The organism is Arthrobacter pascens (assembly GCF_017052465.1).
GTDB lineage: Bacteria > Actinomycetota > Actinomycetes > Actinomycetales > Micrococcaceae > Arthrobacter > Arthrobacter pascens.
The window spans coordinates 217,516-240,564 of record NZ_JAFHKT010000148.1; the positions used below are offsets into that span (position 1 = coordinate 217,516).

Genomic DNA, 23,049 nt, shown 5'->3' on the forward strand with positions numbered 1-23,049 from the left:
GCAATTCCTAAATCGTCGATTGAGAAGAATCCCCTTGTGCTAACGCGTTGGAGTGGCTCTAATGAAGGGAGATTCCGCCCCGCATGCCGCTTGAGCGCATGCCCAACGTAAGGATGCCAATGAAGGCCCTGTACAAGGCCGGCGCTCACGCCGGGTTCGAGCTGGTCGACCGTCCGGAGCCTGAGGCGGGCCCCGATGACGTTAAAATCCGTGTGATGACCACGGGCATCTGCGGCACGGACCTGCATATCCAGTCGTGGGACGCCTGGGCCCAGGGCATCATCCAGGCGCCCCTCATCGCCGGGCACGAGTTCTACGGCGAGGTGGTGGAAATCGGCGAAGACGTCCGGGACGTCAAGGTGGGGGACCGTGTTTCCGGCGAGGGGCACGTGGTCTGCGGCATCTGCCGGAACTGCCGCGCGGGGCGGCGTCAGATGTGCATCCACACGGTGAGCGTCGGCGTGCAGCGGGACGGTGCATTCGCCGAATACGTGGTCATTCCGGAAACCAACGTGTGGGTCCACCAGGATCCCTCCGTGACGCCGGAGCTCGGGGCGATCTTCGACCCCTTCGGCAACGCCGTCCACACCGCCCTGAGCTTTCCCCTGGTCGGCGAGGACGTGCTGATCACCGGCGCCGGGCCCATCGGTCTCATGGCCATCGCGGTGGCCCGCCACGCCGGCGCCCGCAAGATCGCCATCACGGACGTTTCGGCCCCGCGGCTGGAGCTGGCCCGCCAGCTCGGCGTTGACCTGGCCATCGACGTCTCCAAGACGCGTGTCCGGGAGGCACAGCGCGAGTTGGGCATGCGCGAGGGCTTCGACATCGGACTGGAAATGTCCGGCCACCCCACCGCCCTGCCGGAAATGATCGACAACATGAACCACGGCGGCCGCATCGCCATGCTGGGCCTGCCCAGCCAGTCGATCGACATCGACTGGGGCAAGGTGGTCACCCACATGCTGACCCTGAAGGGTATCTACGGCCGCGAAATGTTCGAGACCTGGTACGCCATGAGCGCCATGCTGTCCTCCAACCGCACCCTGCACGCCAACATCTCCGCCGTGGTCACGGACGTGCTGCCGGCGGCGCAATGGGAGAAGGGCTTCGAAATTGCCCGCGCGGGCGTCGGCGGCAAGGTTGTGCTCGACTGGTCAGACGTCTGAACCGACCTCCCGCAGCGCCGCACCCATTCATCAAGAAAACACGAGACTTACCACGAGCCGAGGAGCACCCCATGTATTCAGCCATCAAGGACCAGCTGCGCAGCGAACTGGATGAGATCCGCGCTGCCGGCCTCTACAAGACCGAGCGGCACATCGATTCCCCCCAGGCCAACCGCATCGCCGCAGGCCAGATCGGGCAGGACACCTCACAGGTCCTGAACTTCTGCGCCAACAATTATCTCGGCCTGGCCGACCACCCGGACATCATCGCCGCGGCCAAGGCTGCCATGGACGAACGCGGCTTCGGCATGGCCAGCGTGCGGTTCATCTGCGGCACCCAGGACCTCCACCTGCAGCTTGAAGCCCGTGTGTCCACGTTCCTCGGAACGGAGGACACCATCCTGTTCTCCAGTTGCTTCGATGCGAACGGCGGCGTCTTCGAATCGCTCTTCGGACCGGAAGATGCCGTCATCTCCGACGCCCTGAACCACGCGTCGATCATCGACGGCATCCGGCTCTGCAAGGCGCAGCGCTACCGCTACGCCAACCAGGACATGGCAGACCTGGAGGCGAAGCTCCTGGAGGCCAAGGACGCCCGCCGCAAGATCATCGTCACGGACGGAGTCTTCTCGATGGACGGCTACCTGGCGCCGCTGGCGGCCATCTGCGACCTCGCCGAAAAGCATGATGCCCTGGTCATGGTGGATGACTCCCACGCCGTGGGCTTCATGGGCGCCACCGGCGCGGGAACCCCGGAGCACGCCGGTGTGTCTGACCGCGTGGACATCTACACGGGTACCTTCGGAAAGGCACTCGGAGGGGCATCGGGCGGCTATGTCTCCGGCCGCCGCGAAGTCATTGCCATGTTGCGGCAGAAGGCCCGCCCTTACCTGTTCTCCAATTCCGTGGCCCCCGCCATCGTGGCTGCCACCATCAAGGCCCTCGACCTCGTGGAGACCTCCGGCGAACTGCGGACCCGCCTGTTCGAGAATGCGGCGCTGTTCCGCCGCCGCATGACGGAGGAAGGCTTTGAACTGCTCGACGGCGAACACGCGATTGTTCCGGTGATGTTCGGCGACGCCGTCCAGGCGGCGAAAGTTGCCGATCAGATGCTGCAGAACGGGGTCTTCGTCACGGCCTTCAGCTTCCCTGTGGTGCCGCGGGGAGCGGCCCGCATCCGCGTGCAGCTGTCGGCGGCGCACAGTGCCGACGACGTCGAGACCTGCGTGCAGGCCTTCGTCAAGAGCCGGAATGCGGTCGCTGCCTAGCAGCAAGCCGAGGGAACCCACGATGCGTCTGCAAGGATGGAGCCATGGCAGCAACCTATGACGTGGTCATTATCGGCGGCGGGATCGCGGGCCTGTCCCTGGCGTCCGCCCTGGCAGGCAAATGCAGCGTGGCGCTGGTCGAAGCCGAGCAGCAGTTGGCGTACCACACGTCCTCCCGTTCGGCCCGGCAACTGATCCCCAGTTATGGCCCGCCCGTGGTCCAGGAGCTCACGGTGCGCACCCTGGAGCTGATCGCGGCGAGGGACGCCGAGCTTCCCGGCCCCGTGTTGTCCCCGCGGAGCTTCATGCTGATCGGCGACGACGAAACCGTCAGGTCGGAAGCCAGCGGGCAGATGCGAATAATCAGCCACGCCGAAGCCCTGGAGCTGTGCCCGGTCCTGAAGCCCGGAAGCTTCTCGGCGGCGGGCCTGGACACCGGTTCCTTCGGCTGCAACGCTCCGGTCCTGCTCGAAGACCACCGGGCGCGGGCCGTGGCCGCGGGTGCGGACATCATCACCGGCGCCCGGCTCCATTCGGCCCAGCGCCTCGGCAGCGGCTGGGAGGTCGGTGCAGGGCAGGAGGCTTTCCAGGCCGGCGTGCTCGTCAACGCCGCTGGAGCCTGGGCGGACGAAGTGGCGGTCATCAGCGGGGTGGAGAAGCTCGGACTCCAGCCGTACCGGCGCACGGCGGCGATTGCCGCCGTCGAGCATTCCCTTCCCGAGGGGAGCCCCATGGTGGCGGCAGCGGACGACTCCTTCTACTTCCGCAGGGAGGGGGCGGATGTCCTGGTCTCGCCGTCGGAACACGTTGCCAGCGCAGCGGAGGACGCCCGGCCGTTCCCCGGCGATGTGGAGCGGCTGATCGCCCGGCTCAATTCCCTGACGACGCTGGGGATCGGCGCCGTCCGCACGGCATGGACGGGCCTGCGCACCGAAGCGGCCGACGGCGTGCCGGTAGCGGGGTTCGACGCCGAAGCAGCGGGTTTCTACTGGCTCGCCGGCCAGGGCGGGTACGGATTCCAAACGTCGTCCGCGATGGCCGAAATCGCCGCTGCCCAGATCCTTGCGGGACGCGGCGGCAGCGCGGGGGCGAGTCCGGAATCCCGGACAGCAGACGCGCTCGCCGCCACGCGGTGGTCCATCCGGCGCTGAAGAATGGAGTCATGAGCACCCTCCTCACCAATCTCGGCGAACTGATGACCCAGGACAGCGAACAGCGTGTGCTACGGAACGCCGCGGTGGTGATCGAGGGGGAACGGATCGCCTGGCTCGGAGCCGCCGCGGACGCGCCGGCGGCTGACGATTCCTACGACGCCCAAGGCCGTGCCCTGCTGCCCGGCTGGGTGGATTCGCATACGCACCTGATCTTCGCCGGTGACCGGACCGCAGAGTTTGAGGCGCGGATGGCGGGGGAGCAGTACAACGCCGGCGGCATCGCCGTCACCACCGGGGCCACGCGCGGCACCGGGGACTATGACCTCACCCGGCTAGCACTGGGGAGGGTCGCGGAGGCGGTTTCGCAGGGCACCACGTATCTGGAGACCAAGACGGGCTACGGCCTGGACGTGGAGCAGGAGGCGCGGAGCGCGCGGATCGCGTCCACGGTGGCCGACGAAGTCACTTACCTCGGGGCGCACCTGGTGCCGGCGGGCATGGATGCCGACGAGTACACGGAGCTTGTCTGCGGTGCCATGCTGGAAGCGGTCCGCCCGTACGCGCAGTGGGCCGACGTGTTCTGCGAACGGGGCGCCTTCACCGAGGAGCAGTCGCGCCGCGTGCTGCAGGCCTGCCGCGCCGCCGGCCTCGGGCTGCGCGTCCACGGCAACCAGCTGGGTCCCGGAGCGGGCGTCAGGCTCGCCGTCGAGTTCGGCGCCGCCAGCGTGGACCATGTGAACTACCTGTCCGACGAGGACGTCGAGGCGCTGGCCGCCAGCTGGTCCGGGTGGAATGGCGGCGCCGGCGTCGACTCGCGCGGCACGGTGGCGACGTGCCTGCCGGCCTGCGATCTCTCCACCCGCCAGCCGCTCGCGCCGGCGAGGCGGCTTTTGGACGCCGGAGTGCCCGTGGCCCTGGCCTCCAACTGCAACCCGGGGACGTCCTACACGAGTTCCATGGCATACTGTGTGACCACCGCCGTGCTGCAGATGGGACTCAGCGTCCACGAGGCCGTCCGCGCCGCGACGTACGGCGGCGCCCTGGCGCTGGGGCGTGAGTCGGGGAACGACGCCGACGGTGAACGCGCAGTGGGGTCGATCGCCGTCGGGAACCGTGCAGACCTGCATCTGCTCAATGCGCCCTCGGTCACGCATCTGGCCTACCGCCCGGGAATGCCGCTGACTCACGCCGTGTGGCGCGCCGGGGTGCGGGCACGCTAGCACCGGGGATCCAAACCCGCCACTTGACGTTAGATGATCGTTTGCGGTCTGTTACAATCAAAAAACGTCATTTTATGATGGCAGTTTGATCACCGAGAGGCTAGCATGACCCGCACCGACCGACTGACGGCGATCCTGGATCTCCTTGCCAAAACCGGGCAGGTGGAGGTGGACGAAATCGTCACCCGGCTCGGAGTCTCGCCGGCCACGGCCAGGCGCGACCTGGACAGCCTGGCCAAGCGGCGGCTGCTGACCCGGACCCGGGGCGGCGCTACCACCGGTGCCCTCGCTTACGACCTCCCCGGACGGTACAACCGCGACGACCACGCGGTGGCCAAGCAGGAGATCGCCTTGGCGGCCTCGGCCCTCATCTCGCCGGGCATGGTCATCGGGCTCTGCGGCGGCACCACGAGCACCGCCCTGGCCCAGATCCTGGCCACCCGTGAGGACCTCAACTCGCCGTCCAACCAGCCCACCCTGACAGTGGTCACCAACGCCATCAACATCGCCGGACAGCTGGCGGTGCGGCCCAACATCAAGGTCATGGTGACCGGCGGCGTCCTCAATCCGCGCTCGTACGAGCTGGTGGGGCCGTACACGGACATCATCATGCAGAAGGTGGTGCTGGACATCGCGTTCATCGGCGTCAACGGCATTGATCCCGAGGTGGGCCCCACCAACACCGGAGAGGGTGAGGCTTCCGTCAATGCGCTGCTGGCCAGTCGCGCCAGCGTGTCCTACGTCATTGCGGACTCCTCCAAGGTGGGGCGCCGGGCCTTCGCCACCATGGACGGCTACGCGTTCACCAAGCTGATCACCGATTCCGGCATCTCCGCCAAGGACAAGGCCGCCTTCGAAGCCATCGGCACCGAAGTGATCGTGGCACCGGAAACGCCGCGGACCCGGCAGGCCTGAGCACGTAGAACCCCGGCGCCCGGTGGAAGGCCCTAGAAGACCACGGGCGGGGCGTCGAGGACGGTCTCGTCCACCCGGCGGTCCACCCACTGCGTGAACGGCTGGTCCAGTTCGTACTTGCCGTCCCCGGTGCGCACCAGCATCCGGATCTCGGCGTTGTCCGGGTTGTTCAGCGACTCGAAGTACTCCACGGACCAGTGGAACCAGCGCATGCAGAACAGGCGCATCGTCAGGCCGTGCGTGACCAGGAGGGTGTTGGGGGAGTAGTCCGGCTTGGCCCAGTGCCGGTAGAGGGTCTCCATGAATGACGAAATACGGTCATACACGTCCGAACCGGACTCGCCCTCGCGGAACCGGTAGAAGAAATGGCCGTAGGCGTTGCGCAGCTCCTTCTGGTCCTCGATGTCGCCGGAGATCTGGAAATTGGCCCAGTCCTGCTCGCGGAGCCGGGGTTCCTCGATCACCCGCTCTGTGAGGGAACCAAGGTTGAGTGCTTCCAGCGTCTGGTAGGCGCGCAGGTAGGGCGAGACATAGACGCTGACCTGCTGGCCGTCGAGCTCGCGCCGGATCCGTTCACCGGCGGCCTTTGCCTGGTCCACGCCCAAAGGCGTCAATGGAATCCGGTAGTCGGGCACCCGGTTGTAAATGGACGTGTCGGCATTGGCGGCGGACTGGCCGTGCCGGATCAGGATGATTTTCCCGGGCGCACTCATAGTTTCCCAGCATAGGGCCAGCCGGACACCAGGCAGCGGCAGTCACGTCCTGAAGCCCAACAGGTAAGTACCAGCAACAGCAGGCAAGATAGGAACATGTTGGTTCCTTCCCGCCGTCGCCTGCGGATCGAAATCTGGATAGTGCTGGGACTGTCCCTGGGGCAGTCGGCCGTCTACTCCGTGGTGCAGCTGCTGGACAAGATGACCCAGGCGCCGCTGGCCCAGGGCACATCCACGCTGAACCGTTCGCAAAGCACGCGCGAGTATTTCGACCTGACCTACCAGCTCCTCGACATCATTTTCGCGCTGGTGCCAGTACTGCTGGTCATCTACTTCATGACGGAGCAGCGGCAGCCGAAGGCCGGCACGGGGTATGACAGCGGCTCGGCGTTCTGGAAGCTCGGGTTCGACTTTGCCCGCCCCGGACGGGACCTGCTCCAGGGACTGGGGCTGGCGGCCCTGATCGGCATTCCCTCGCTGGGGCTCTATGCGGCGGGCCGGGCGCTGGGTATTACGACGGCGATCATCCCCAGCGCCCTGGACGCGTACTGGTGGACCATTCCGGTCCTTATTCTTTCCGCGATGCGCCACGCCGTGGTGGAGGAAGTCATCGTGGTGGGCTATCTCCTGGACCGCTTCGGAAAGCTCGGCTGGTCCGTGCCGCTGGCCATCTTCGCCAGCTCCATGCTCCGCGGCAGCTACCACCTCTACCAGGGCTTCGGGCCGTTCATTGGCAATGCCGTCATGGGCGTGGTGTTCGCATGGATCTATACCAAAACCCGGCGGGTGATGCCGCTGGTGATGGCTCACGCGCTGCTGGACATTGTGGCGTTTGTCGGCTTCAGCCTGTTCGGAAGGAGCGTCGGGCTGGGCTAGCCGCCGTGCAGAAGGTAATTCGGTGCGGAAAGTAATTCGGCCGCCATCGGTGGGTGACGACATTGGCACCCGCTGATGGCGGCCGAAGTGTAGCGGCAGCATGCTGCCAAAGCGCGTCAGATAATGACGGCGCCTGCTGCGGTTTCGAACGTGACGGACAGGATGCCGGGGGTGCCGTGCGGAGCCACCCAGTTGACGGCGACATCCTCCAAGGGCCTTTCGACAGGCTCTCCGAGCCACTCGGTGACCCGTTCGGCGGACCCCGCGATGGTGAGGCTGGACATCTTGACGTTGCTGTCATAGGCGTTGGACGGGTGAAGGGAAGGATCGCCCTCCCACTTCAGCATGTACGGAACCTGCGGGTCTGCAATGAGGCCCAGGATTCCGATTTGCTTCCACACAAGTTCGCGGCCATCCGGGAACTTGCGGTTGCCGTTGACCGCGGCGCGTCCGAGACGCTCCTCGAACGGGGCGAGGTCGTCCACTTCGACGCACCAGCCCATCCAGCCACCGCCGGCGGCAGAGCGTGCACGCACGGCCTGCCCGAACGGGGCCTTGTCCGACGCCGGGTGGTCCAGGACCTCCACGACCTCCAGATATTTGTGTCCCGCGAGCGGGATAATCATGTTCCGAGTTCCGAAACGGGGGTGTACTCCACCCTTCACGGCTTCAACGCCGAGGGCGGACGAAATACGTTCAGTGGTGGCCGCCAAGCCATCGTGTTCACAGGCGTAAGAGACGTGATCCATGCGCATGCCCTCATCTTGGCATCTTGTGACGCGGCTCTCAGCTAAGGGTGCCCTAACACAATGGGATGTCTGCAAAAGAGTCGATTGCCGAGGCCTGCGCGCCCCTCGCTGCCAGCATCCAGGCGCCTCCGGAGTCACACAACCGTCACAATCTTCGCGCGGGCGGCGGCCCTTTTCGTAAGCTTGGTCCAGGTCATGAGTGCCAGCGACAGCCCCGGCTTGCTGGCCGGCAACCCTCCTTCCGCGGTGGGGTGCCCCGGGTGAAGACCTGGCCTGCCGGTCAACTGGCGGCAGGCAAGCGCGTAGAAGAGGTATACCGATGACGATTTCCGTCACCCGCACCGACGTTCCCGATGGCCAAGCTCCCGACGGTCAGGCTCCTGACTGTGAACGCCGTGACAGCCGCGTTCCCGACGGCACCGTCCAGTACATCAACATCGGCGGCATCGAGCTGGAGGCAGGCGGATTCCTCCCGGACGTGACGCTGGCCTACGAAACCTGGGGGACGCTCAACGCCGACGGCTCCAATGCCATCCTGGTGGAGCACGCCCTCACCGGAAGCACCCATGTGACGCGGGGCGACGGGGACGAGGAAGGCTGGTGGGAGCAGCTCGCCGGGCCGGGTGCACCGGCGGACACCGACAGGTTCTTTGTCGTCTCCATCAACATCCTGGGCGGTTGTTACGGATCTACGGGCCCGGCGTCGACAGCTCCGGACGGCAAGCCGTGGGGCTCGCGCTTCCCGCTGGTAACCCTCCGGGACTCCACTGATGCCGAAGCGCGCCTGGCCGACCGGCTCGGCATCAGCAGCTGGTTTGCCGTTGTAGGCGGTTCCATGGGCGGCGCCCGCGCGCTGGAGTGGGCAGTCAGCTACCCGGACCGGGTGCGGCGCTGCGGTGTCATCTCCGTGGGCGCGAGCAGCACCGCCGAGCAGATCGCCTTTGCGCAGGCGCAGACCCTCGCAATCCGCCAGGACCCCAACTTCAACGGCGGCGACTACTACGGGGGCCCGCTCCCCGAAGCCGGACTGGCCCTGGCCCGCCGGATCGCCCACATCACCTACCGTTCGGCGCACGAGCTGGACTTCCGGTTTGGCCGGAACGCCCAGGACACCGAAGCTCCGCTGCAGGCGGATGCCCTCGGGGACCGCGGCCGCTACCAGGTGGAAAGCTACCTGGACCACCAGGGGAACAAGCTCGTCCAGCGCTTCGACGCCAACAGCTACATTGCCCTGACCGAAGCCCTCATGAGCCATGACGTCTGCCGCGGGCGCGGAACCTTGAAGGAAGCACTGGCGCGGACGACGGCGGACTTCTTTATTGCCGCCGTCGACTCGGACCGGCTGTACTTCCCGTCCCAGTCCCGTGAGCTCGCTAACGCCCTCCCCGGTGACGTGGACGTCCATGTCATAGAGGCACCCATCGGCCACGACGGCTTCCTCACCGAGATCGGGCAGCTGAGCGCGCAGCTCCGCGAACATTTGCTGGCCTGAACCGTAGCCTGAAATCCCGCTCCAGGGACCGGCTCCGGCGCTGCACACGGTAGCGCCCGGACCCGCTGCATGTGCATTTATGCAGATGCCTTCTGCACTATTTGTCGTTGAGCTTGCAGCAGGGGCAGACCATACTCGTTGGAAACGGCGGCCCGTGGCACACATCACAGGTCCGTCAGAGTCTGTCCCATGTGGTGTCGACGAAGACGCCGAAGGAGTTCACAAAATGAGTACGGAAAACTCCGCCGCAAGGCGCGTAGGGGAAACCGATGTCAAGGCCTCTGGCCTGAAGAAAGTCGTTACGGCCTCCATGGCCGGCACCGTGGTCGAGTGGTATGAGTTCTTCCTCTATGCCTCCGCAGCCACCCTGGTGTTCGGCAAGATGTTCTTTCCCAATTCAGGGACGGAACTGGACGGCATCATTGCGGCGTTCGTCACCTACGCGGTGGGCTTCGTTGCCCGTCCGATCGGCGGCATCGTGTTTGGCCACTTCGGGGACAAGTTCGGCCGTAAGCAGCTGCTGCAGCTGAGCATCATCCTGGTCGGTGTCTCCACCTTCCTCATGGGCTGCCTCCCCACCTTCGCGCAGATCGGCTACTGGGCTCCGGCGCTGCTGGTCTTCCTGCGCTTCGTGCAGGGCTTCGCCGTCGGCGGTGAATGGGGCGGCGCCGTGCTGCTCGTTGCCGAACACAGCCCGAACAAGTCGCGCGGATTCTGGTCCAGCTGGCCGCAGTCCGCCGTTCCCATGGGAAACCTGCTGGCCACCGGCGTCCTGTTCACCCTTTCCTCCACCCTGTCCCAGGAAGCGTTCCTCGGCTGGGGCTGGCGCGTGGCCTTCTGGCTCTCTGCCGTGATCGTCATCGTCGGCTACTACATCCGCACCAAGGTCCAGGACGCGCCGATCTTCCTTGAGGCCCGCAAGGAAGTCACCGTCGAAAAGAAGGGCTACGGCGTCGCCGAAGTCTTCCGCCGCTACCCGCGCGGTGTCTTCACCGCCATGGGCCTGCGCTTCGCGGAAAACATTCTCTACTACCTCGTGGTGACGTTCTCGATCACTTACCTGAAGGTTGTGGTCCAGACCGACACGTCCCGGATCCTGCTGCTCCTGCTCGTGGCGCACTTCATCCACTTCTGCGCCGTGCCAATGGTCGGCAAGCTGTCCGACTCCTTTGGCCGCAAGCCGGTCTACATGGCAGGCGCCATCCTCGGCGGAACCTGGGGCTTCTTCGCCTTCCCGATGATGGACACCAAGAACGACATGGTCATCCTCGCGGCGATCACTATCGGACTGCTGTTCCATGCCCTGATGTACGCGGGGCAGCCATCGATCATGGCGGAAATGTTCCCCACCCGGATGCGCTACTCCGGCGTGTCACTCGGTTACCAGGTGACGTCCATTGTTGCCGGTTCGCTGGCTCCCATCATCGCCACGGCGCTCCTGAGCAGCTTCAAGTCTTCGGTTCCTGTGGCCCTGTACCTGCTGGCAGCCTGCGTCGTGACCGCTGTCTCGGTGTACTTCCTCAAGGAAACCCGCGGCATCTCCCTGCACGACGTCGACGCCGCCGACGCCCAGGGCACCGCCGACCTTCTGGCCGCCGGCAAAAAATAGCCAGCCAGAGCAGCTGCCCGGACCCGCGAGCGCGCAGGTCCGGGCAGCTGTGTGCCAGCACTTCACCAAAAAGGCAGGATTTTCCATGCGAGCAGCAGTCCTCTACGCCACCGTTCCCTCCGGAACCAGCTACACCGAAGCCCGTCCACTCGTGGTGCAGGAGCTGAACCGGCCCGCGCCCCGGGCGGGGGAGCTCGGCGTCGCCATCACCTACTCCAGCCTGTGCCACTCTGACCTGTCCGTGGTTGACGGTTCCCGGGTCAGGCCGCTTCCCATGGCACTCGGGCATGAAGCCGTGGGGCGGGTTGACGCCGTCGGCGACGGCGTCACGGACGTTTCCGTCGGAGACCACGTGGTGCTGGTTTTCGTGCCAAGCTGCGGTGCCTGCCGGGCCTGCAAGGCCGGGCGTCCCGCGCTCTGCCACCGTGCTGCTGAGGTCAACGGGTCCGGCGACCTCCTGCACGGTGAGGCTCTGCTCCGGACGCCGTCCGGCGAACGGATCAACCACCACCTCGGCGTCTCGGCCTTTGCCGATTACGCCGTGGTGGCCCGCGAATCGGTGGTGGTGATTCCCGACGACGTCCCGGACACGGTTGCGGCGATGTTCGGGTGCGCCGTGCTCACCGGGATGGGAGCGGTCCTGAACACGGCGGCGGTCGACGCCGGCCAGTCGGTCGCGGTTTTCGGCCTCGGGGCCGTCGGGCTCTCGGCAGTGATGGCGGCGGCGCTCGCGGGCGCCGCGGCCGTTATCGCCATTGACCCCAATACGAGCAAGCACCAGCTCGCGCTGGACTGCGGCGCAACCGCCGTCGGCACGCCCGAGGAGGCAGCGCGGCTGATTGCGGAGGCCACCGGCGACGGCGTGGACACCGCCGTCGAAGCAGTGGGCTCCGCCCGCGTCATTGCCTCGTGCCTGGAGCACGTGACACGCGGCGGTGCGGTGGTTTCGGTGGGCCTGCCGCATCCCTCCGCGGAGCTGACGGTGCCCGCCCTGCAGTTCGCCGGCGCGGGCAAGCGCCTGCTGGGCTCCTACATGGGCGACGCCGTGCCCGAGCGGGACATTCCCCTCTATCTGGGGTACTGGCGCGAGGGCCGCCTGCCCGTCGAACTGCTGTACACCGATACGAAGCCGCTGGACGATATCAACGAGGGGCTTGACGCCCTTGCCGCGGGACACGTGGTCCGGCGGCTGTTCCAGGCCTGACCGCCTGTGCCTGACGGGCGGGTCATGCCGCGAGCACGTCCTGACGTTCCTGCACCTCGTCCTTCAGGGCAGCGATGACGGCCTGCACCCTGCCCGACCTCAGCGATTCGGGGCGCGCCACGGCCCAGATGGAAAGCTGGCGCTGAAAGTCGTCGGGGAGCACCGGAACGAAGCCGGGCCTGCCGGCCACCATGAAATTCGGCAGCAGCCCGATGCCCGCACCCCGGCGTACCGCCTCCACCTGGGCAAAGATGCTCGTGGCCTGGAAGCTGGACTTCGGCATGGGCAGCTGCGAGGCCCGGTGGCCCAGCTCGGCCACCTGGAGCGCCGACTCAACGTAGGAGACAAAGCCGTGCTGCCCGACGCCGTCGAGCGTTTCTGGCAGCCCGCGCTCTGCAGCGTAGCCGGCGCCGGCGTAGAGCCGCAGGAAGTAGTTGGCCAGGAAGATCGGCTGGGCGTTGCTGACGTCGGTCCGGCCCACCACGATTTCCAGATCCACTCCGGACCTGTTCTGGCTCACCTTCCGGGTGGCGCTGAGCATCTCCACATTCAGCAGGGGGTTCCGGCGCTGCAGGCGCACGAGCGCGGGTGCAACGAACTCGGCGCCGAAGCCGTCAGAGGTGCTGATCCGCACGAGGCCTGAGAGCGCGTTCTTGTCCTGCCCGATGAGGCCGGAGAGCGATCCAAGTGTCGCTTCAATGGCTTCGGCCGCGGCAACAGCCGACGCACCGAGCTCCGTCAGTTCCCAGCCGTGCGGGCTTCGTTCCAGGGTGCGGCCGCCCAACTGCTTGTCGAGCGCGACGATTCTGCGGGAAATGGTGGTGTGCGTTGTGCCCAGGGTTTCCGCGACGGCGTTGAACCGGCCCAGGCGGGCGACCGTCAGCAAAATCAGTAAATCGTCAGGACTTGGAAGCCGACCCACGTGGCACGCCTTTCACCCTATGTGCATCTGTGCACATGCCATCTGTAATTTTTCCCCTTGATTGCACTCTAGCAGGGTGTGATGGTTGACACAGAACGTCCGGCCCACCGGGCCGGGACCCAAAGCAAAGGAGCTTATGCCATGGCAGTAGTCGGTTGGATCGGTCTGGGAAACATGGGCGGTTCCATGTCAGCGAATCTGGCAAAGGCCGGGCATGACGTCCGCGGATTCGACCTCAATCCGGCTGCTGTCGCCGCCGCGGAGGCCGGCGGGGTGAAGCCCGTGCGGAGCATCGCTGAGGCCGTGGACAACGCCGACGTCGTTTTCACCATGCTCCCCAAGGGCGATCACGCCAAGGCCGTCTACCTTGGCGAGGGCGGAGTCCTGGCGCACGCCGATACGGCCACCCTCCTGGTGGACTCCTCCACGATCGACATCGCGTCGGCCCAGGAACTGCACGACGCCGCGGCTGCCGCCGGCTTCCGCTTCGTGGACGCCCCCGTCTCGGGTGGCATGAGCGGAGCGAAGGCAGGAACCCTCACGTTCATGGTCGGCGGCGAAGAGGGCGCGGTGGCTGACGCCACCGGCTACATCGGGCCGATGGCCTCCAACATCATTCCCACCGGTGGCGCGACCACTGGCCAGGCAGCCAAGATCTGCAACAACCTGATGCTCTTCATCAACCTGGCCTCCACCGCCGAGGGCGCCGTCCTGGCCGACCGGCTCGGCCTCGACAAGCAGGTCTTCTGGGACATCGCGTCCGTCTCCTCGGGGGACAGCTGGGCCCTGCGCACCTGGTATCCCGTTCCCGGTGTGGTCTCCACCGCGGCCTCCAACAACGATTTTGCGCCGACGTTCACCACCGAGCTGGCCAACAAGGACATCGGCCTCGCCATCAGTGCGGCCGAGGACACCGGAACCCCCCTTGAAATTGGCAGGCACGTACAGCAGCTGTTCCAGCAGCTCATTGACGCGGGGGAGTCCGGCAAGGACTGCTCAATGATCATCAAGCTGGTCGACGGTTCGCTCGAGACCTCCAACTAGCACCAGACGGCACTACGAAAAGGACTTACTCCATGGAAACCATTCCCCATTTCATCAACGGTAGCCGCGTCAGCGACGCCGAACGGTTCGGCCCCGTCTTCAACCCCGCGACCGGAGAGCAGGAGAAGGAAGTGGCGCTTGCCTCGGGCGCCAGGGTTGAAGAGGCCATCGCGGCCGCCAAGGCCGCCCTGCCGGCATGGCGGGCCACGAGCCTGGCGAAGCGCACCAATATCTTCTTCCGCGTCCGCGAAATCCTGACGCAGCGCAAATCCGAGCTCGCGGCCATCCTGACCAGCGAGCACGGCAAGGTGCTCTCCGACGCCGAGGGTGAGATCTCCCGCGGCCTCGAGAACATCGAGTTCGCCACCGGACTGTCCCACATGCTCAAAGGTGAGCGGTCAGAGCAGGTCTCAAGCGGCGTCGACGTCCACTCGGTCCGGCAGCCGGTCGGGGTCGTGGCGTGCATTACGCCCTTCAACTTTCCGGCGATGGTGCCGCTGTGGATGATCGGCAGCGCGCTGGCCTGCGGCAACACCGTGTTGCTCAAGCCCAGCGAGAAGGATCCGTCCTCAGCCGTCTTCATCGCGGAGGTCTTCGCCGAAGCAGGACTGCCGGCCGGCGTGCTGAACGTCGTGCAGGGTGACAAGGAAGCCGTTGATGTGCTGCTGGAACACCCTGACGTGAAGGCCGTCAGCTTCGTCGGGTCCACGCCGATCGCCCAGTCCATCTACAAGCGGGCGGCCGATCACGGCAAGCGCGTCCAGGCCCTGGGCGGCGCCAAGAACCACATGGTGGTCCTGCCCGACGCCGACCTGGACATGGCAGCCGATGCAGCCATCTCAGCAGCCTACGGTTCGGCGGGGGAGCGCTGCATGGCGGTCAGCGTGCTGGTGGCTGTCGGCAACATCGCCGACGACCTGGTGCAGGCCATCACCAGCCGGATGGCTACCCTCACCATCGGCCCCGGAACCGACCCGTCGTCCCAGATGGGGCCGCTGATCACGGCGGAGCACCGGGACCGCGTCGCCTCCTACGTGGCCGGCGCGGAGGACGAAGGCGCCACGGTCGTCGTCGACGGCCGCTCGCAGCAGTTCGATTCGAACGGTTTCTTCATCGGCGTCAGCCTGGTGGACCACGTCAAACCCGGCATGAAGGTGTACGACGACGAAATCTTCGGCCCGGTCCTCTCGGTGGTGCGCGTCGACACCTACACCGACGCCGTCCGGCTGGTCAATGAGAACGAGTTTGGCAACGGGGTGGCCATCTTCACCCGCGACGGCGGAGCCGCCCGGCAGTTCGAGTTCGACGTCGACGCCGGCATGGTGGGCGTCAACGTGCCGATTCCCGTGCCAGTGGGAACGTTCTCCTTCGGCGGGTGGAAGAACTCCCTGTTCGGCGACACGCACATGTACGGGCCGGACAGCATCCGCTTCTACACGCGAGGCAAGGTGGTCACCACCCGCTGGCCGGACCCGTCCACCTCCGTCATCGACCTCGGGTTCCCGCAGGTCGACTAGCCCGAAGCCTGCCCCCGCCTAGCCGTTCATGATGTCGTTGCGCCGGGTCATGTACTCCTCCATGGAGATTTCCCCGTTGCTGTATTGCTGGTCCAGTTCGGCCAGTTTGCGCGCGCGGTATCCCTGTGGGGCGGATGGCGGCGGGGGAGTCACCGGGCCACTCTCCTGTTGCGGAGGGCGTGTCTGCTGGGGCTGTGGCGGGTTGCCGCGGTACTCGGGGCTGTCCTCGTAGGGGACGCTGCCGGGCTGGAGGAACTGGCCGGCCTGCGGGAACTGGGGGTACGGCGCGTTCGGGTATGGCTGGTCCAGGGGCGGAAGCTGTTCCCGGTCACGGGCCGGCGGAAGGCCTAAGCCGCCGCTCATGTAGTCCTGCTGGGTGTAGCCGTCCCGGGGCGCGTTGTTCGGCCTGCCCTGGCCCGGGAACCCGCCCGGATCCTGCCCGTAGAAGTTCCCGCCCTGCTCCCGCTTTTGGACCGACCTCCGGTACATGCGCAATCCAATGGGAATCAGGAACGACAGGATGATGATCCAGAAGAACAGGTTGTTCATAGCGGTGCCGGGCCTCTCATGAGTGTCAATCCAGCTTAGTCCCCGAAGCTGAAGGGAGGCTGGCCGGCCTGGTCTCCACCGCAAGGGGGCACGGATGGCAGCAGGTCAATACGTCGTCGGCATCCCGAGGAAGGCGCCGTATCTTGCCACCGCGTCGTCCAGCCCGGCACTCTGGGTTTTGTCCTGCCATATCCGGACATCAAGTTCGCACGTCTGGCCGCGGGATCCGGGCCGGAGTATGCGGTGCCTCCACGCACCGGCCATGCGGCCGTCCAGCAGGATGACATGCATCGGATCGCCGTTATACGGGAAGACAGGTCCCTTGCCGCCCAGGTAGCCGCGCGAGGCGGAGTACCCCATGACGTACTCGTCGTAGCACTGGATCAGATCAATGCGCCCGGCCGGGTCCGTCTCGTCTCCGGCGGGGAAACCGGGACTGGAAGGCTGGGCGAGCTCCGGACTGAAGTAGAACGGGACGCCGTCAATCTCTGTGCTTTCGAGGGCTGCAGGGTTGTCTTCCAGGGCCAGTGCCAATCCGAGCCGGACGTCAGCCATGGTCATCCCGGACCAGTCGGCGCAGTCCTTCACGGTGGCCGGCCCGCGGCTACGGAAGTACCGCGCGGCCAAGGCGGCCAGGGACTCGTCCTTGGGCAGGGGGGTGGTTGCGGCCGGGCCGACCCGTTCGCCGAACGCGGCATACGTCTGCCGGAGGGCCCCGGAAGCACTGCGGACAGGTGCTCCGCTGACGATCACACCATTAAGTTCCGCGTGCATGATGAAGTACGCCAGCGCCAGGCCGCTGGCGGCGAATCCCGCATGCTGCAACTCGGACGCCAGTTGCTCACGGCTCAGGTGCCGGCCGCCTGCCACCGCGGCGGCGAGCACCCCGTCGCCCCGCGCTGCTGCCGCGGCATCGATCCCCGTCCGCCGGTACGTGGCGGCGTTTGCCTGGTGCACGCGCGGTGCAGAAAGCGCGCGGAGCCAGGGTAGATCGGTCCGATGCACGAAATGCCACGTCGGCCGCAGGAGGTGCGTCCGCAGGATCCGGCCCTCCGCCACTGCTTGCCCGACGTCGTCCGCCGTCGCCCCGGCGGTCCGCTGCCCCAGGGACCAGCATGCGTATGGATACTCCTGCGCCTGGATGGCGAGCAGGTTCTTCAGGGCATCCTCCGCGGAGGCTGCCAAGGGGGCGCGCAGCTGCTGGCTTGCCAGCCGGGTCCCTACCACGGCCTCAGCGTCCATGCTCACATCCTGCCTGTCCCCGCGGCGCTCCGCCACCGCCGGGAGCCGCCGAAGACAGTCAGCCGGCCGTTAACTGTAAGAATGGACCCATGACTTCAGCCGACTCATTTCCTGCTCCCGTTGTCCAGTGGTCCAAGCCTGAGGAAGACCGGGCCGGCAAGCCCCTGCTCGTCCTGCTGCACGGCTACGGCGCCAACGAGCAGGACCTGCTCAGCCTGGCGGACATGCTCCCGGACGACTTCGCAGTGGCCTCAGTCCGTGCGCCCATCGCCATGGGACCTGGCTTTTCCTGGTTCCCGCTGACCGGCACCGTCGATTACTCCCTTGACGCGGTGAAGTCCGCAGCGGGATATGTCCTCGACTGGATCGATACCGTCAAAGCCAACCACCCGTCCATCACGCTCCTCGGGTTTTCCATGGGCATGGCCATGGCCACCACACTGCTGCGGAAGCGCCCGGCAGACTTTGCCGCCGTCGTCGGACTGTCGGGTTTTGTGGTCAATGCGGGATCCGACGGCGAGTTCCGCGACGCCGAACTCAACGGGACGGTGCCGTTCTTCTGGGGCCGGGACCAGCAGGATCCGGTCATCACCCAGGACAAGATCGAATACACGATGGGCTGGGTCCGCAGCCACGTGAAGCTGACGAAGGTTCTGTACACCGGAATGTGGCACGGGATCAACGCCCAGGAGATCGGCCACGTGTCCGAGTTCCTCACGCACGAAGTGCTGAACAAGTAGTCCTTTGCGGCACCCCGTCCGAAGTCCCCGGGGTCAGGCGCCCGGCGCGCTGATCCGGACGGTGCGGTTGTTGAGCGTCACCGTGTCCCCGTGGTGGAGCTGACGGCCGCGCCTGTCATCGATTTCGCCGTTGACCTTGACCAGGCCGTTCTTGATCAGTTCGGTGGCCTCGACTCCGTCCTCGACCAGATTCGCGAGTTTCAGGAGCTGACCCAGGCGGATCATGTCGTCGCGGATGGGGATGTCTTCGATTTCCTGGTTGCTCATACAAGCAATGATGCCTGACGTTAGGTAAACGCAATGACCCACGCACCGCGGCTGCCCCTTGCCGCAGGTCTTCCGATGGCCGTGGCCGCCGGACTCGCCATCCCGGCACAGGGACGGATCAACGGTGCCCTCGGCGCCCGCCTCGGAGACGGAATCGCCGCCGCCGTGGTCAGTTTCAGCACCGGCCTGGTGCTGATGATTCTCGTCTCGCTGGTCCTGCCGCGCGGCAGGGCCGGGCTTGCCCAGATCATCCCCGCCGTGCGCGAGCGGCGGTTCCCGCCCTACTACGTCCTGGCCGGCGGCATTGGGGCCTTCTTCGTGTTCGCCCAGTCGTTCACGATCGGCCTGCTGGGCGTTGCGCTGTTCACCGTGTCCACCGTCACCGGACAAACGGTCAGCGGGCTGCTGGTGGACAGGCTGGGCATCGGCCCGGGCGGCAAGAAGGCGGTGACCGGCATCCGCGTGATCGGCTGCATCCTCACCATTGCAGCCGTGGCGTGGGCGGTATCACCGCGCTTCGGCGCAGGCTCCGGAGCGTCCGGTGCCGGGGCGTCCGGTGCCGGAGGCGACCCGGCCCAGCTCATCCTGCCGGTGATCCTGCCCGTCCTGGCAGGCTTCCTGATGAGCTTCCAGCAGGCGATGAACGGTACCGCCACCATGCACTACGGCACCCCGATCGCGGCGACCCTGGTGAATTTTGTGGCCGGCACCTGCGTGCTGTGGGTGGCCTGGCTCGTCAAGGTGGCCGTGGCCGGCGCGGGCAACCCGCTGCCGGGTGAGTGGTGGTACTACCTCGGCGGTCCGATGGGCTGCGTGTTCATCGGCCTCGGAGCCCTGCTGGTCCGCAGCCTGGGCGTGCTGGTGACCGGGCTGGGGATGATCGCGGGCCAGCTCCTCGGTTCGCTCGGCCTCGACCTGCTGGTTCCGGCGCCGGGCACCGTGGTGGAGGTACCCACGGTTCTCGGCACCGTCCTGACCCTGGGGGCCATCGTCGTCGCCACGCTTCCCTGGCCGCGGGGAGCCTTCCGCCGGTAGCGCCCGGTAGGCTAGGACACGCAGCTTCCTGCACCGTTTCCCCTTCGCATATCCCCGCCCGGCAACCAGCCGGGGTTCCGGGGCCACAAACCGCGGACCGCACCCAGCGGCCCTGTAGAAAAATTGGAGTTCCCCATGGCACCAAAATCCGTCCTCGACCAGGTCATTTCCCTCTCCAAGCGGAGAGGCTTCGTTTTCCAGGCCGGCGAGATCTACGGTGGTTCGCGTTCCGCCTGGGACTACGGACCCCTCGGTGCTGAGCTGAAGGAGAACATCAAGCGCCAGTGGTGGCAGTCCGTAGTGCGCGGCCGTGAGGACGTTGTGGGCCTGGATTCCTCGGTGATCCTGCCCCGCCAGGTCTGGGAAGCCTCCGGCCACGTCGACGTCTTCTCCGACCCCCTGGTTGAGTGCCTCTCCTGCCACAAGCGCTACCGTGCGGACCACCTCGAGGAAGAGTACGAGGAAAAGAAGGGCCGCCCGGCCGAAAACGGCCTCAAGGACATCGCCTGTGCCAACTGCGGCACCCGGGGCGAATGGACCGAGCCGCAGGAGTTTTCCGGCCTCCTCAAGACCTTCCTCGGCCCGGTGGCCAGCGAGGAGGGCCTGCACTACCTCCGCCCGGAGACCGCCCAGGGCATTTTCGTGAACTTCAACAACGTGCTCACCACGTCCCGGAGGAAGCCGCCGTTTGGCATCGGCCAGATCGGCAAGTCCTTCCGCAACGAGATCACGCCCGGAAACTTCATCTTCCGCACGCGCGAATTCGAGCAGATGGAGATGGAGTTCTTCGTCGAGCCCGGCACCGATGAGGAATGGCACCAGTACTGGATGAAGGAGCGCATGGCCTGGTACACCGGCCTGGGAATCCGCGAGGAGAACCTCCGCTTCTTCGAGCACCCGCTGGACAAGCTCAGCCACTACTCCAAGGGCACCACGGACATCGAGTACCGCTTCGGGTTCCAGGGTTCCGAGTGGGGCGAGCTTGAGGGCATCGCCAACCGCACCGACTTCGACCTCTCCACCCACGCCAAGGCATCCGGCACGGACCTGAGTTACTTCAACCAGGCCACCAATGAGCGCTACACCCCCTACGTCATCGAGCCCGCCGCCGGCCTGACGCGTTCCTTCATGGCTTTCCTGGTGGACGCCTACACCGAGGACGAGGCCCCCAACGCCAAGGGCGGCGTGGACGTGCGCACCGTGCTGAAGCTTGACCCGCGCCTCGCGCCGGTCAAGGCAGCAGTCCTTCCGCTGAGCCGCAACGAGGACCTGTCCCCGAAGGCCAAGGACCTCGGCGTGCAGCTCCGCAAGAACTGGAACATCGATTTCGACGACGCCGGCGCGATCGGCCGCCGCTACCGCCGCCAGGACGAGATCGGCACCCCGTTCTGCATCACCGTGGACTTCGACACCCTGGAAGACCAGGCCGTCACGATCCGTGAGCGCGACACCATGAGCCAGGAGCGCGTCTCCCTGGACAAGGTGGAAGGCTACCTGGCCGCACGGCTGATCGGCGCCTGACCGTGGCGATCCAATACCGCGAATGGCGCGAGGGCGACGACCTCACGCTCCTTCAGATCTGGGGCGATCCGGAGACGGTCCAGGCCGGACAGTTCCGCGGGACGCTTGCTCCGTCCAGCAACGCACCCTGGCGGCGCTGCATCGTGGCCGAAGACGTCGTTGACGGCGTCGGGATCCCGGTGGCAGCCGGTGTGGTCCACGAGGCGGCCCTGCATCCGGAACGCCTCTGGGTGTACGTCGAGGTGGCGCGCGACCACCGCCGCTCCGGCATCGGTTCCACGCTGCTCATGATGCTGCGCCGAGAAGCCGAAGGGTCGCCGTCGGGCATCACCCGGCTGCGCTGCAAGGTGGAGCCGGGCACACCCGGCGCGGCCTTCGCCGAGGCGGCAGGCCTCACCGCAATCCAGCGCTCGCAGCTCGTGGTGGTGGAACCCGGAGCCCTGAAGCTTCCGGTGTTCGGCGACGGTTCCGAGGAAGCGGCGTCGGAACGCATCGAGGACCTGGCCACCGGCTCCGTCGAGCTGTCCGATGTGGTGGGCCGGTACTACACGTCCGTCCACGGCTGGGACAGCCCGGGTGACCTGGGCATCCCCACGGTCCAGCGCCTGTTCCTGGACGAACTGAGCGGCGCCCACGGGGCGATCGTGCTGCGGGCGCCGAAAGCCAGTGCCTTCGGCGCGGGTGTCCCGGCGTCGAAGAAGGGCAAACTGCAGGCATTTGCCATCAGCTACGCCCAGCCCGGCACGGAGCACGACGAGTCCGGCCAGCCGTCGGATGTGTTCCTCGGCCATGAGCCGGAGCTCAACACCGACGAGGCGCAGGCCGCCGTCCGTGACCTGCTTGCCCTGATTGCGTACCAGTACCCGGTCCTCATGGAACTGGACGATTCGATGACGGCGCTGCGCGCCGTCGTCGAGCCCCTCATGGAAGAAGGCAGGGCCCGCCGCCAAGGCGCCGAGACGTTCGTCGTCTCGGACTAGCTGCGAACCGCCGGCCGGCAGCTAGCTGCCGGGTCGGGGACCGGACAGGTCCGGTCCCCGACGGCGGCCCCTTGCCACATCCTCGGCGTCCAGCCTTTGGCGTTCCGCCTCGGAAATGGCGCCGCCGCCCTGATCTGCCGGCATCCACCAGCTTCCCGGTTCGGGGCGGAGCGGGAAGCTGGCCATGCAGGCATCGATTCCGGACTGCAGCGTCTGCCGGAGCGCTGCCGTTTCAGCGTCCGCATCGGCGTGTGGCGCCGGCCTGACCGGCGGGCCAATGTGAACGCGGACCGGTGCCCGCCACGCAAGCCGCGCCGAAAAACCGTGGCCACGGGTCAGGACGCGGTGCGCGCCCCAGATCGACACGGGAACGACCGGAACCCCCGCCTCGGCCGCCATCCTCACGGCGCCGGTTTTGCACTCGCGCACCTTGAAGCTGCGGCTGACGCCGGCCTCCGGAAACACGGCAAGGTATTCCCCGGCGCGCAGTTTGGCCACGGCCGCATCATAGGCCGCAGTGCCGGACCCGTAGCCCACCACGACGTGCCCGGTGGCGCTGATGGCGGGGCCCGCGACCGGGTGGTCCGCCGCGCCCTGGTGGATGAGGAACCGCAGCTGGGCACGGGCATGCTTCCAGACCACGAGTTCGGCCACGGCAAAGTCCAGGTAGCCGAAATGAGTGATGGCCATAACCGCCCCATGGCCGGGCTGCACGCCCCGCGACGCCCCCTGCCGCGGACCAGGGGCGGGCATGTTTTCGGCGCCGGTGACGACGACGCGGACCCGGAAGATCCACCGCAGGAACAGGCCGGTCCGGACGAACAGCCGGTAGAGGCGGTCGTTCGGCGGAGGAGCCCAGGCCATGG

22 protein-coding genes and 1 riboswitch are annotated in these 23,049 nt (G+C 66.6%); of the genes, 15 read left to right on the forward strand and 7 right to left on the reverse strand.

Annotated elements, in window-relative coordinates:
• Positions 1 to 119 precede the first annotated feature (119 nt).
• From tdh to JYA52_RS17110, 5 genes are all read left to right on the forward strand, one after another.
• Positions 120 to 1,166 carry an L-threonine 3-dehydrogenase gene (gene tdh / locus JYA52_RS17090; protein ID WP_205654409.1) on the forward strand — a complete coding sequence of 349 codons (1,047 nt, stop codon included), beginning with the start codon at positions 120 to 122 and terminating at the stop codon, positions 1,164 to 1,166.
• A gap of 71 nt (positions 1,167 to 1,237) precedes the next feature.
• A complete protein-coding gene (locus JYA52_RS17095) occupies positions 1,238 to 2,434 on the forward strand; it encodes a glycine C-acetyltransferase (protein WP_205654411.1) in 1,197 nt (398 codons plus the stop codon).
• A gap of 44 nt (positions 2,435 to 2,478) precedes the next feature.
• Complete coding sequence (locus JYA52_RS17100) at positions 2,479 to 3,585, forward strand: NAD(P)/FAD-dependent oxidoreductase (RefSeq protein ID WP_205654413.1); 1,107 nt, start codon at positions 2,479 to 2,481, stop codon at positions 3,583 to 3,585.
• Between the two features lie 11 nt (positions 3,586 to 3,596).
• A complete protein-coding gene (gene hutI, locus JYA52_RS17105) occupies positions 3,597 to 4,808 on the forward strand; it encodes an imidazolonepropionase (protein WP_205654415.1) in 1,212 nt (403 codons plus the stop codon).
• Between the two features lie 105 nt (positions 4,809 to 4,913).
• The gene (locus tag JYA52_RS17110; protein WP_205654417.1) at positions 4,914 to 5,723 is read left to right on the forward strand and encodes a DeoR/GlpR family DNA-binding transcription regulator; all 810 of its coding nucleotides are present in this window, start codon (positions 4,914 to 4,916) and stop codon (positions 5,721 to 5,723) included.
• Positions 5,724 to 5,755: 32 nt separating this feature from the next.
• Here JYA52_RS17110 and JYA52_RS17115 read toward each other — a convergent pair whose 3' ends face one another.
• On the reverse strand, positions 5,756 to 6,436 hold the full coding sequence (locus JYA52_RS17115) for a histidine phosphatase family protein (protein ID WP_205654419.1): 681 nt from the start codon (positions 6,434 to 6,436) through the stop codon (positions 5,756 to 5,758).
• A 96-nt stretch (positions 6,437 to 6,532) separates the two neighbouring features.
• On the opposite strand from JYA52_RS17115, the gene JYA52_RS17120 reads away from it, so the two are divergent.
• Positions 6,533 to 7,312, forward strand: coding sequence for a CPBP family intramembrane glutamic endopeptidase (locus JYA52_RS17120; protein WP_205654421.1), 780 nt, complete (start codon positions 6,533 to 6,535; stop codon positions 7,310 to 7,312).
• Positions 7,313 to 7,428: 116 nt separating this feature from the next.
• Here JYA52_RS17120 and JYA52_RS17125 read toward each other — a convergent pair whose 3' ends face one another.
• A complete protein-coding gene (locus tag JYA52_RS17125; protein ID WP_205654423.1) occupies positions 7,429 to 8,067 on the reverse strand; it encodes a VOC family protein in 639 nt (212 codons plus the stop codon).
• 185 nt (positions 8,068 to 8,252) lie between these two features.
• Positions 8,253 to 8,368, forward strand: a riboswitch (SAM riboswitch).
• 12 nt (positions 8,369 to 8,380) lie between these two features.
• On the opposite strand from JYA52_RS17125, the gene metX reads away from it, so the two are divergent.
• From metX to JYA52_RS17140, 3 genes are all read left to right on the forward strand, one after another.
• Positions 8,381 to 9,553: a homoserine O-acetyltransferase MetX gene (metX, locus tag JYA52_RS17130; RefSeq protein ID WP_205654425.1), complete on the forward strand. Its 1,173-nt coding sequence runs from the start codon at positions 8,381 to 8,383 to the stop codon at positions 9,551 to 9,553.
• Positions 9,554 to 9,779: 226 nt separating this feature from the next.
• A complete protein-coding gene (locus tag JYA52_RS17135; RefSeq protein WP_205654427.1) occupies positions 9,780 to 11,162 on the forward strand; it encodes an MFS transporter in 1,383 nt (460 codons plus the stop codon).
• An 85-nt stretch (positions 11,163 to 11,247) separates the two neighbouring features.
• Complete coding sequence (locus JYA52_RS17140) at positions 11,248 to 12,366, forward strand: alcohol dehydrogenase catalytic domain-containing protein (protein ID WP_205654429.1); 1,119 nt, start codon at positions 11,248 to 11,250, stop codon at positions 12,364 to 12,366.
• A 22-nt stretch (positions 12,367 to 12,388) separates the two neighbouring features.
• Here JYA52_RS17140 and JYA52_RS17145 read toward each other — a convergent pair whose 3' ends face one another.
• On the reverse strand, positions 12,389 to 13,288 hold the full coding sequence (locus JYA52_RS17145; RefSeq protein WP_205654431.1) for a LysR family transcriptional regulator: 900 nt from the start codon (positions 13,286 to 13,288) through the stop codon (positions 12,389 to 12,391).
• A gap of 141 nt (positions 13,289 to 13,429) precedes the next feature.
• Here JYA52_RS17145 and mmsB point away from each other — a divergent pair, with 141 nt between their 5' ends.
• Both mmsB and JYA52_RS17155 read left to right on the forward strand, forming a co-directional pair.
• A complete protein-coding gene (mmsB, locus tag JYA52_RS17150) occupies positions 13,430 to 14,332 on the forward strand; it encodes a 3-hydroxyisobutyrate dehydrogenase (protein WP_205654432.1) in 903 nt (300 codons plus the stop codon).
• 32 nt (positions 14,333 to 14,364) lie between these two features.
• Entirely contained in the window at positions 14,365 to 15,849 is a 1,485-nt protein-coding gene (locus JYA52_RS17155; RefSeq protein ID WP_205654433.1) for a CoA-acylating methylmalonate-semialdehyde dehydrogenase, read from the forward strand.
• A gap of 18 nt (positions 15,850 to 15,867) precedes the next feature.
• On the opposite strand, the gene JYA52_RS17160 is transcribed toward JYA52_RS17155, so the two are convergent.
• Positions 15,868 to 16,398 carry an SHOCT domain-containing protein gene (locus JYA52_RS17160; protein WP_205654434.1) on the reverse strand — a complete coding sequence of 177 codons (531 nt, stop codon included), beginning with the start codon at positions 16,396 to 16,398 and terminating at the stop codon, positions 15,868 to 15,870.
• Between the two features lie 105 nt (positions 16,399 to 16,503).
• Complete coding sequence (locus JYA52_RS17165) at positions 16,504 to 17,640, reverse strand: winged helix DNA-binding domain-containing protein (RefSeq protein WP_205654436.1); 1,137 nt, start codon at positions 17,638 to 17,640, stop codon at positions 16,504 to 16,506.
• An 89-nt stretch (positions 17,641 to 17,729) separates the two neighbouring features.
• Here JYA52_RS17165 and JYA52_RS17170 point away from each other — a divergent pair, with 89 nt between their 5' ends.
• A complete protein-coding gene (locus JYA52_RS17170) occupies positions 17,730 to 18,380 on the forward strand; it encodes an alpha/beta hydrolase (protein WP_205654438.1) in 651 nt (216 codons plus the stop codon).
• 33 nt (positions 18,381 to 18,413) lie between these two features.
• On the opposite strand, the gene JYA52_RS17175 is transcribed toward JYA52_RS17170, so the two are convergent.
• Positions 18,414 to 18,647: an RNA-binding S4 domain-containing protein gene (locus tag JYA52_RS17175; RefSeq protein ID WP_205654439.1), complete on the reverse strand. Its 234-nt coding sequence runs from the start codon at positions 18,645 to 18,647 to the stop codon at positions 18,414 to 18,416.
• A gap of 33 nt (positions 18,648 to 18,680) precedes the next feature.
• Here JYA52_RS17175 and JYA52_RS17180 point away from each other — a divergent pair, with 33 nt between their 5' ends.
• The 3 genes from JYA52_RS17180 (at position 18,681) to JYA52_RS17190 (ending at position 22,183) form a co-directional block, all read left to right on the forward strand.
• Positions 18,681 to 19,682, forward strand: coding sequence for a DMT family transporter (locus JYA52_RS17180; RefSeq protein ID WP_205654441.1), 1,002 nt, complete (start codon positions 18,681 to 18,683; stop codon positions 19,680 to 19,682).
• A gap of 135 nt (positions 19,683 to 19,817) precedes the next feature.
• Positions 19,818 to 21,203, forward strand: a complete 1,386-nt coding sequence (locus tag JYA52_RS17185) for a glycine--tRNA ligase (protein ID WP_205654443.1) — start codon at positions 19,818 to 19,820, stop codon at positions 21,201 to 21,203.
• Positions 21,204 to 21,205: 2 nt separating this feature from the next.
• Positions 21,206 to 22,183 (forward strand): GNAT family N-acetyltransferase, encoded by a 978-nt coding sequence (locus JYA52_RS17190; protein WP_205654445.1) that lies wholly within the window; start codon positions 21,206 to 21,208, stop codon positions 22,181 to 22,183.
• A gap of 21 nt (positions 22,184 to 22,204) precedes the next feature.
• Here JYA52_RS17190 and JYA52_RS17195 read toward each other — a convergent pair whose 3' ends face one another.
• The gene (locus JYA52_RS17195) at positions 22,205 to 23,047 is read right to left on the reverse strand and encodes a lysophospholipid acyltransferase family protein (RefSeq protein ID WP_205654447.1); all 843 of its coding nucleotides are present in this window, start codon (positions 23,045 to 23,047) and stop codon (positions 22,205 to 22,207) included.
• Between the last annotated feature and the right edge of the window lie 2 nt (positions 23,048 to 23,049).

Bases quoted from the DNA above. Each gene is read 5' to 3' on its own strand.
- tdh (WP_205654409.1), top strand. From the start codon at position 120: ATGAAGGCCCTGTACAAGGCCGGCGCTCACGCCGGGTTCGAGCTGGTC.
- JYA52_RS17095 (WP_205654411.1), top strand. From the start codon at position 1,238: ATGTATTCAGCCATCAAGGACCAGCTGCGCAGCGAACTGGATGAGATC.
- JYA52_RS17100 (WP_205654413.1), top strand. From the start codon at position 2,479: ATGGCAGCAACCTATGACGTGGTCATTATCGGCGGCGGGATCGCGGGC.
- hutI (WP_205654415.1), top strand. From the start codon at position 3,597: ATGAGCACCCTCCTCACCAATCTCGGCGAACTGATGACCCAGGACAGC.
- JYA52_RS17110 (WP_205654417.1), top strand. From the start codon at position 4,914: ATGACCCGCACCGACCGACTGACGGCGATCCTGGATCTCCTTGCCAAA.
- JYA52_RS17115 (WP_205654419.1), bottom strand. From the start codon at position 6,436: ATGAGTGCGCCCGGGAAAATCATCCTGATCCGGCACGGCCAGTCCGCC.
- JYA52_RS17120 (WP_205654421.1), top strand. From the start codon at position 6,533: ATGTTGGTTCCTTCCCGCCGTCGCCTGCGGATCGAAATCTGGATAGTG.
- JYA52_RS17125 (WP_205654423.1), bottom strand. From the start codon at position 8,067: ATGCGCATGGATCACGTCTCTTACGCCTGTGAACACGATGGCTTGGCG.
- metX (WP_205654425.1), top strand. From the start codon at position 8,381: ATGACGATTTCCGTCACCCGCACCGACGTTCCCGATGGCCAAGCTCCC.
- JYA52_RS17135 (WP_205654427.1), top strand. From the start codon at position 9,780: ATGAGTACGGAAAACTCCGCCGCAAGGCGCGTAGGGGAAACCGATGTC.
- JYA52_RS17140 (WP_205654429.1), top strand. From the start codon at position 11,248: ATGCGAGCAGCAGTCCTCTACGCCACCGTTCCCTCCGGAACCAGCTAC.
- mmsB (WP_205654432.1), top strand. From the start codon at position 13,430: ATGGCAGTAGTCGGTTGGATCGGTCTGGGAAACATGGGCGGTTCCATG.
- JYA52_RS17155 (WP_205654433.1), top strand. From the start codon at position 14,365: ATGGAAACCATTCCCCATTTCATCAACGGTAGCCGCGTCAGCGACGCC.
- JYA52_RS17160 (WP_205654434.1), bottom strand. From the start codon at position 16,398: ATGAACAACCTGTTCTTCTGGATCATCATCCTGTCGTTCCTGATTCCC.
- JYA52_RS17165 (WP_205654436.1), bottom strand. From the start codon at position 17,640: ATGGACGCTGAGGCCGTGGTAGGGACCCGGCTGGCAAGCCAGCAGCTG.
- JYA52_RS17170 (WP_205654438.1), top strand. From the start codon at position 17,730: ATGACTTCAGCCGACTCATTTCCTGCTCCCGTTGTCCAGTGGTCCAAG.
- JYA52_RS17175 (WP_205654439.1), bottom strand. From the start codon at position 18,647: ATGAGCAACCAGGAAATCGAAGACATCCCCATCCGCGACGACATGATC.
- JYA52_RS17180 (WP_205654441.1), top strand. From the start codon at position 18,681: ATGACCCACGCACCGCGGCTGCCCCTTGCCGCAGGTCTTCCGATGGCC.
- JYA52_RS17185 (WP_205654443.1), top strand. From the start codon at position 19,818: ATGGCACCAAAATCCGTCCTCGACCAGGTCATTTCCCTCTCCAAGCGG.
- JYA52_RS17195 (WP_205654447.1), bottom strand. From the start codon at position 23,047: ATGGCCTGGGCTCCTCCGCCGAACGACCGCCTCTACCGGCTGTTCGTC.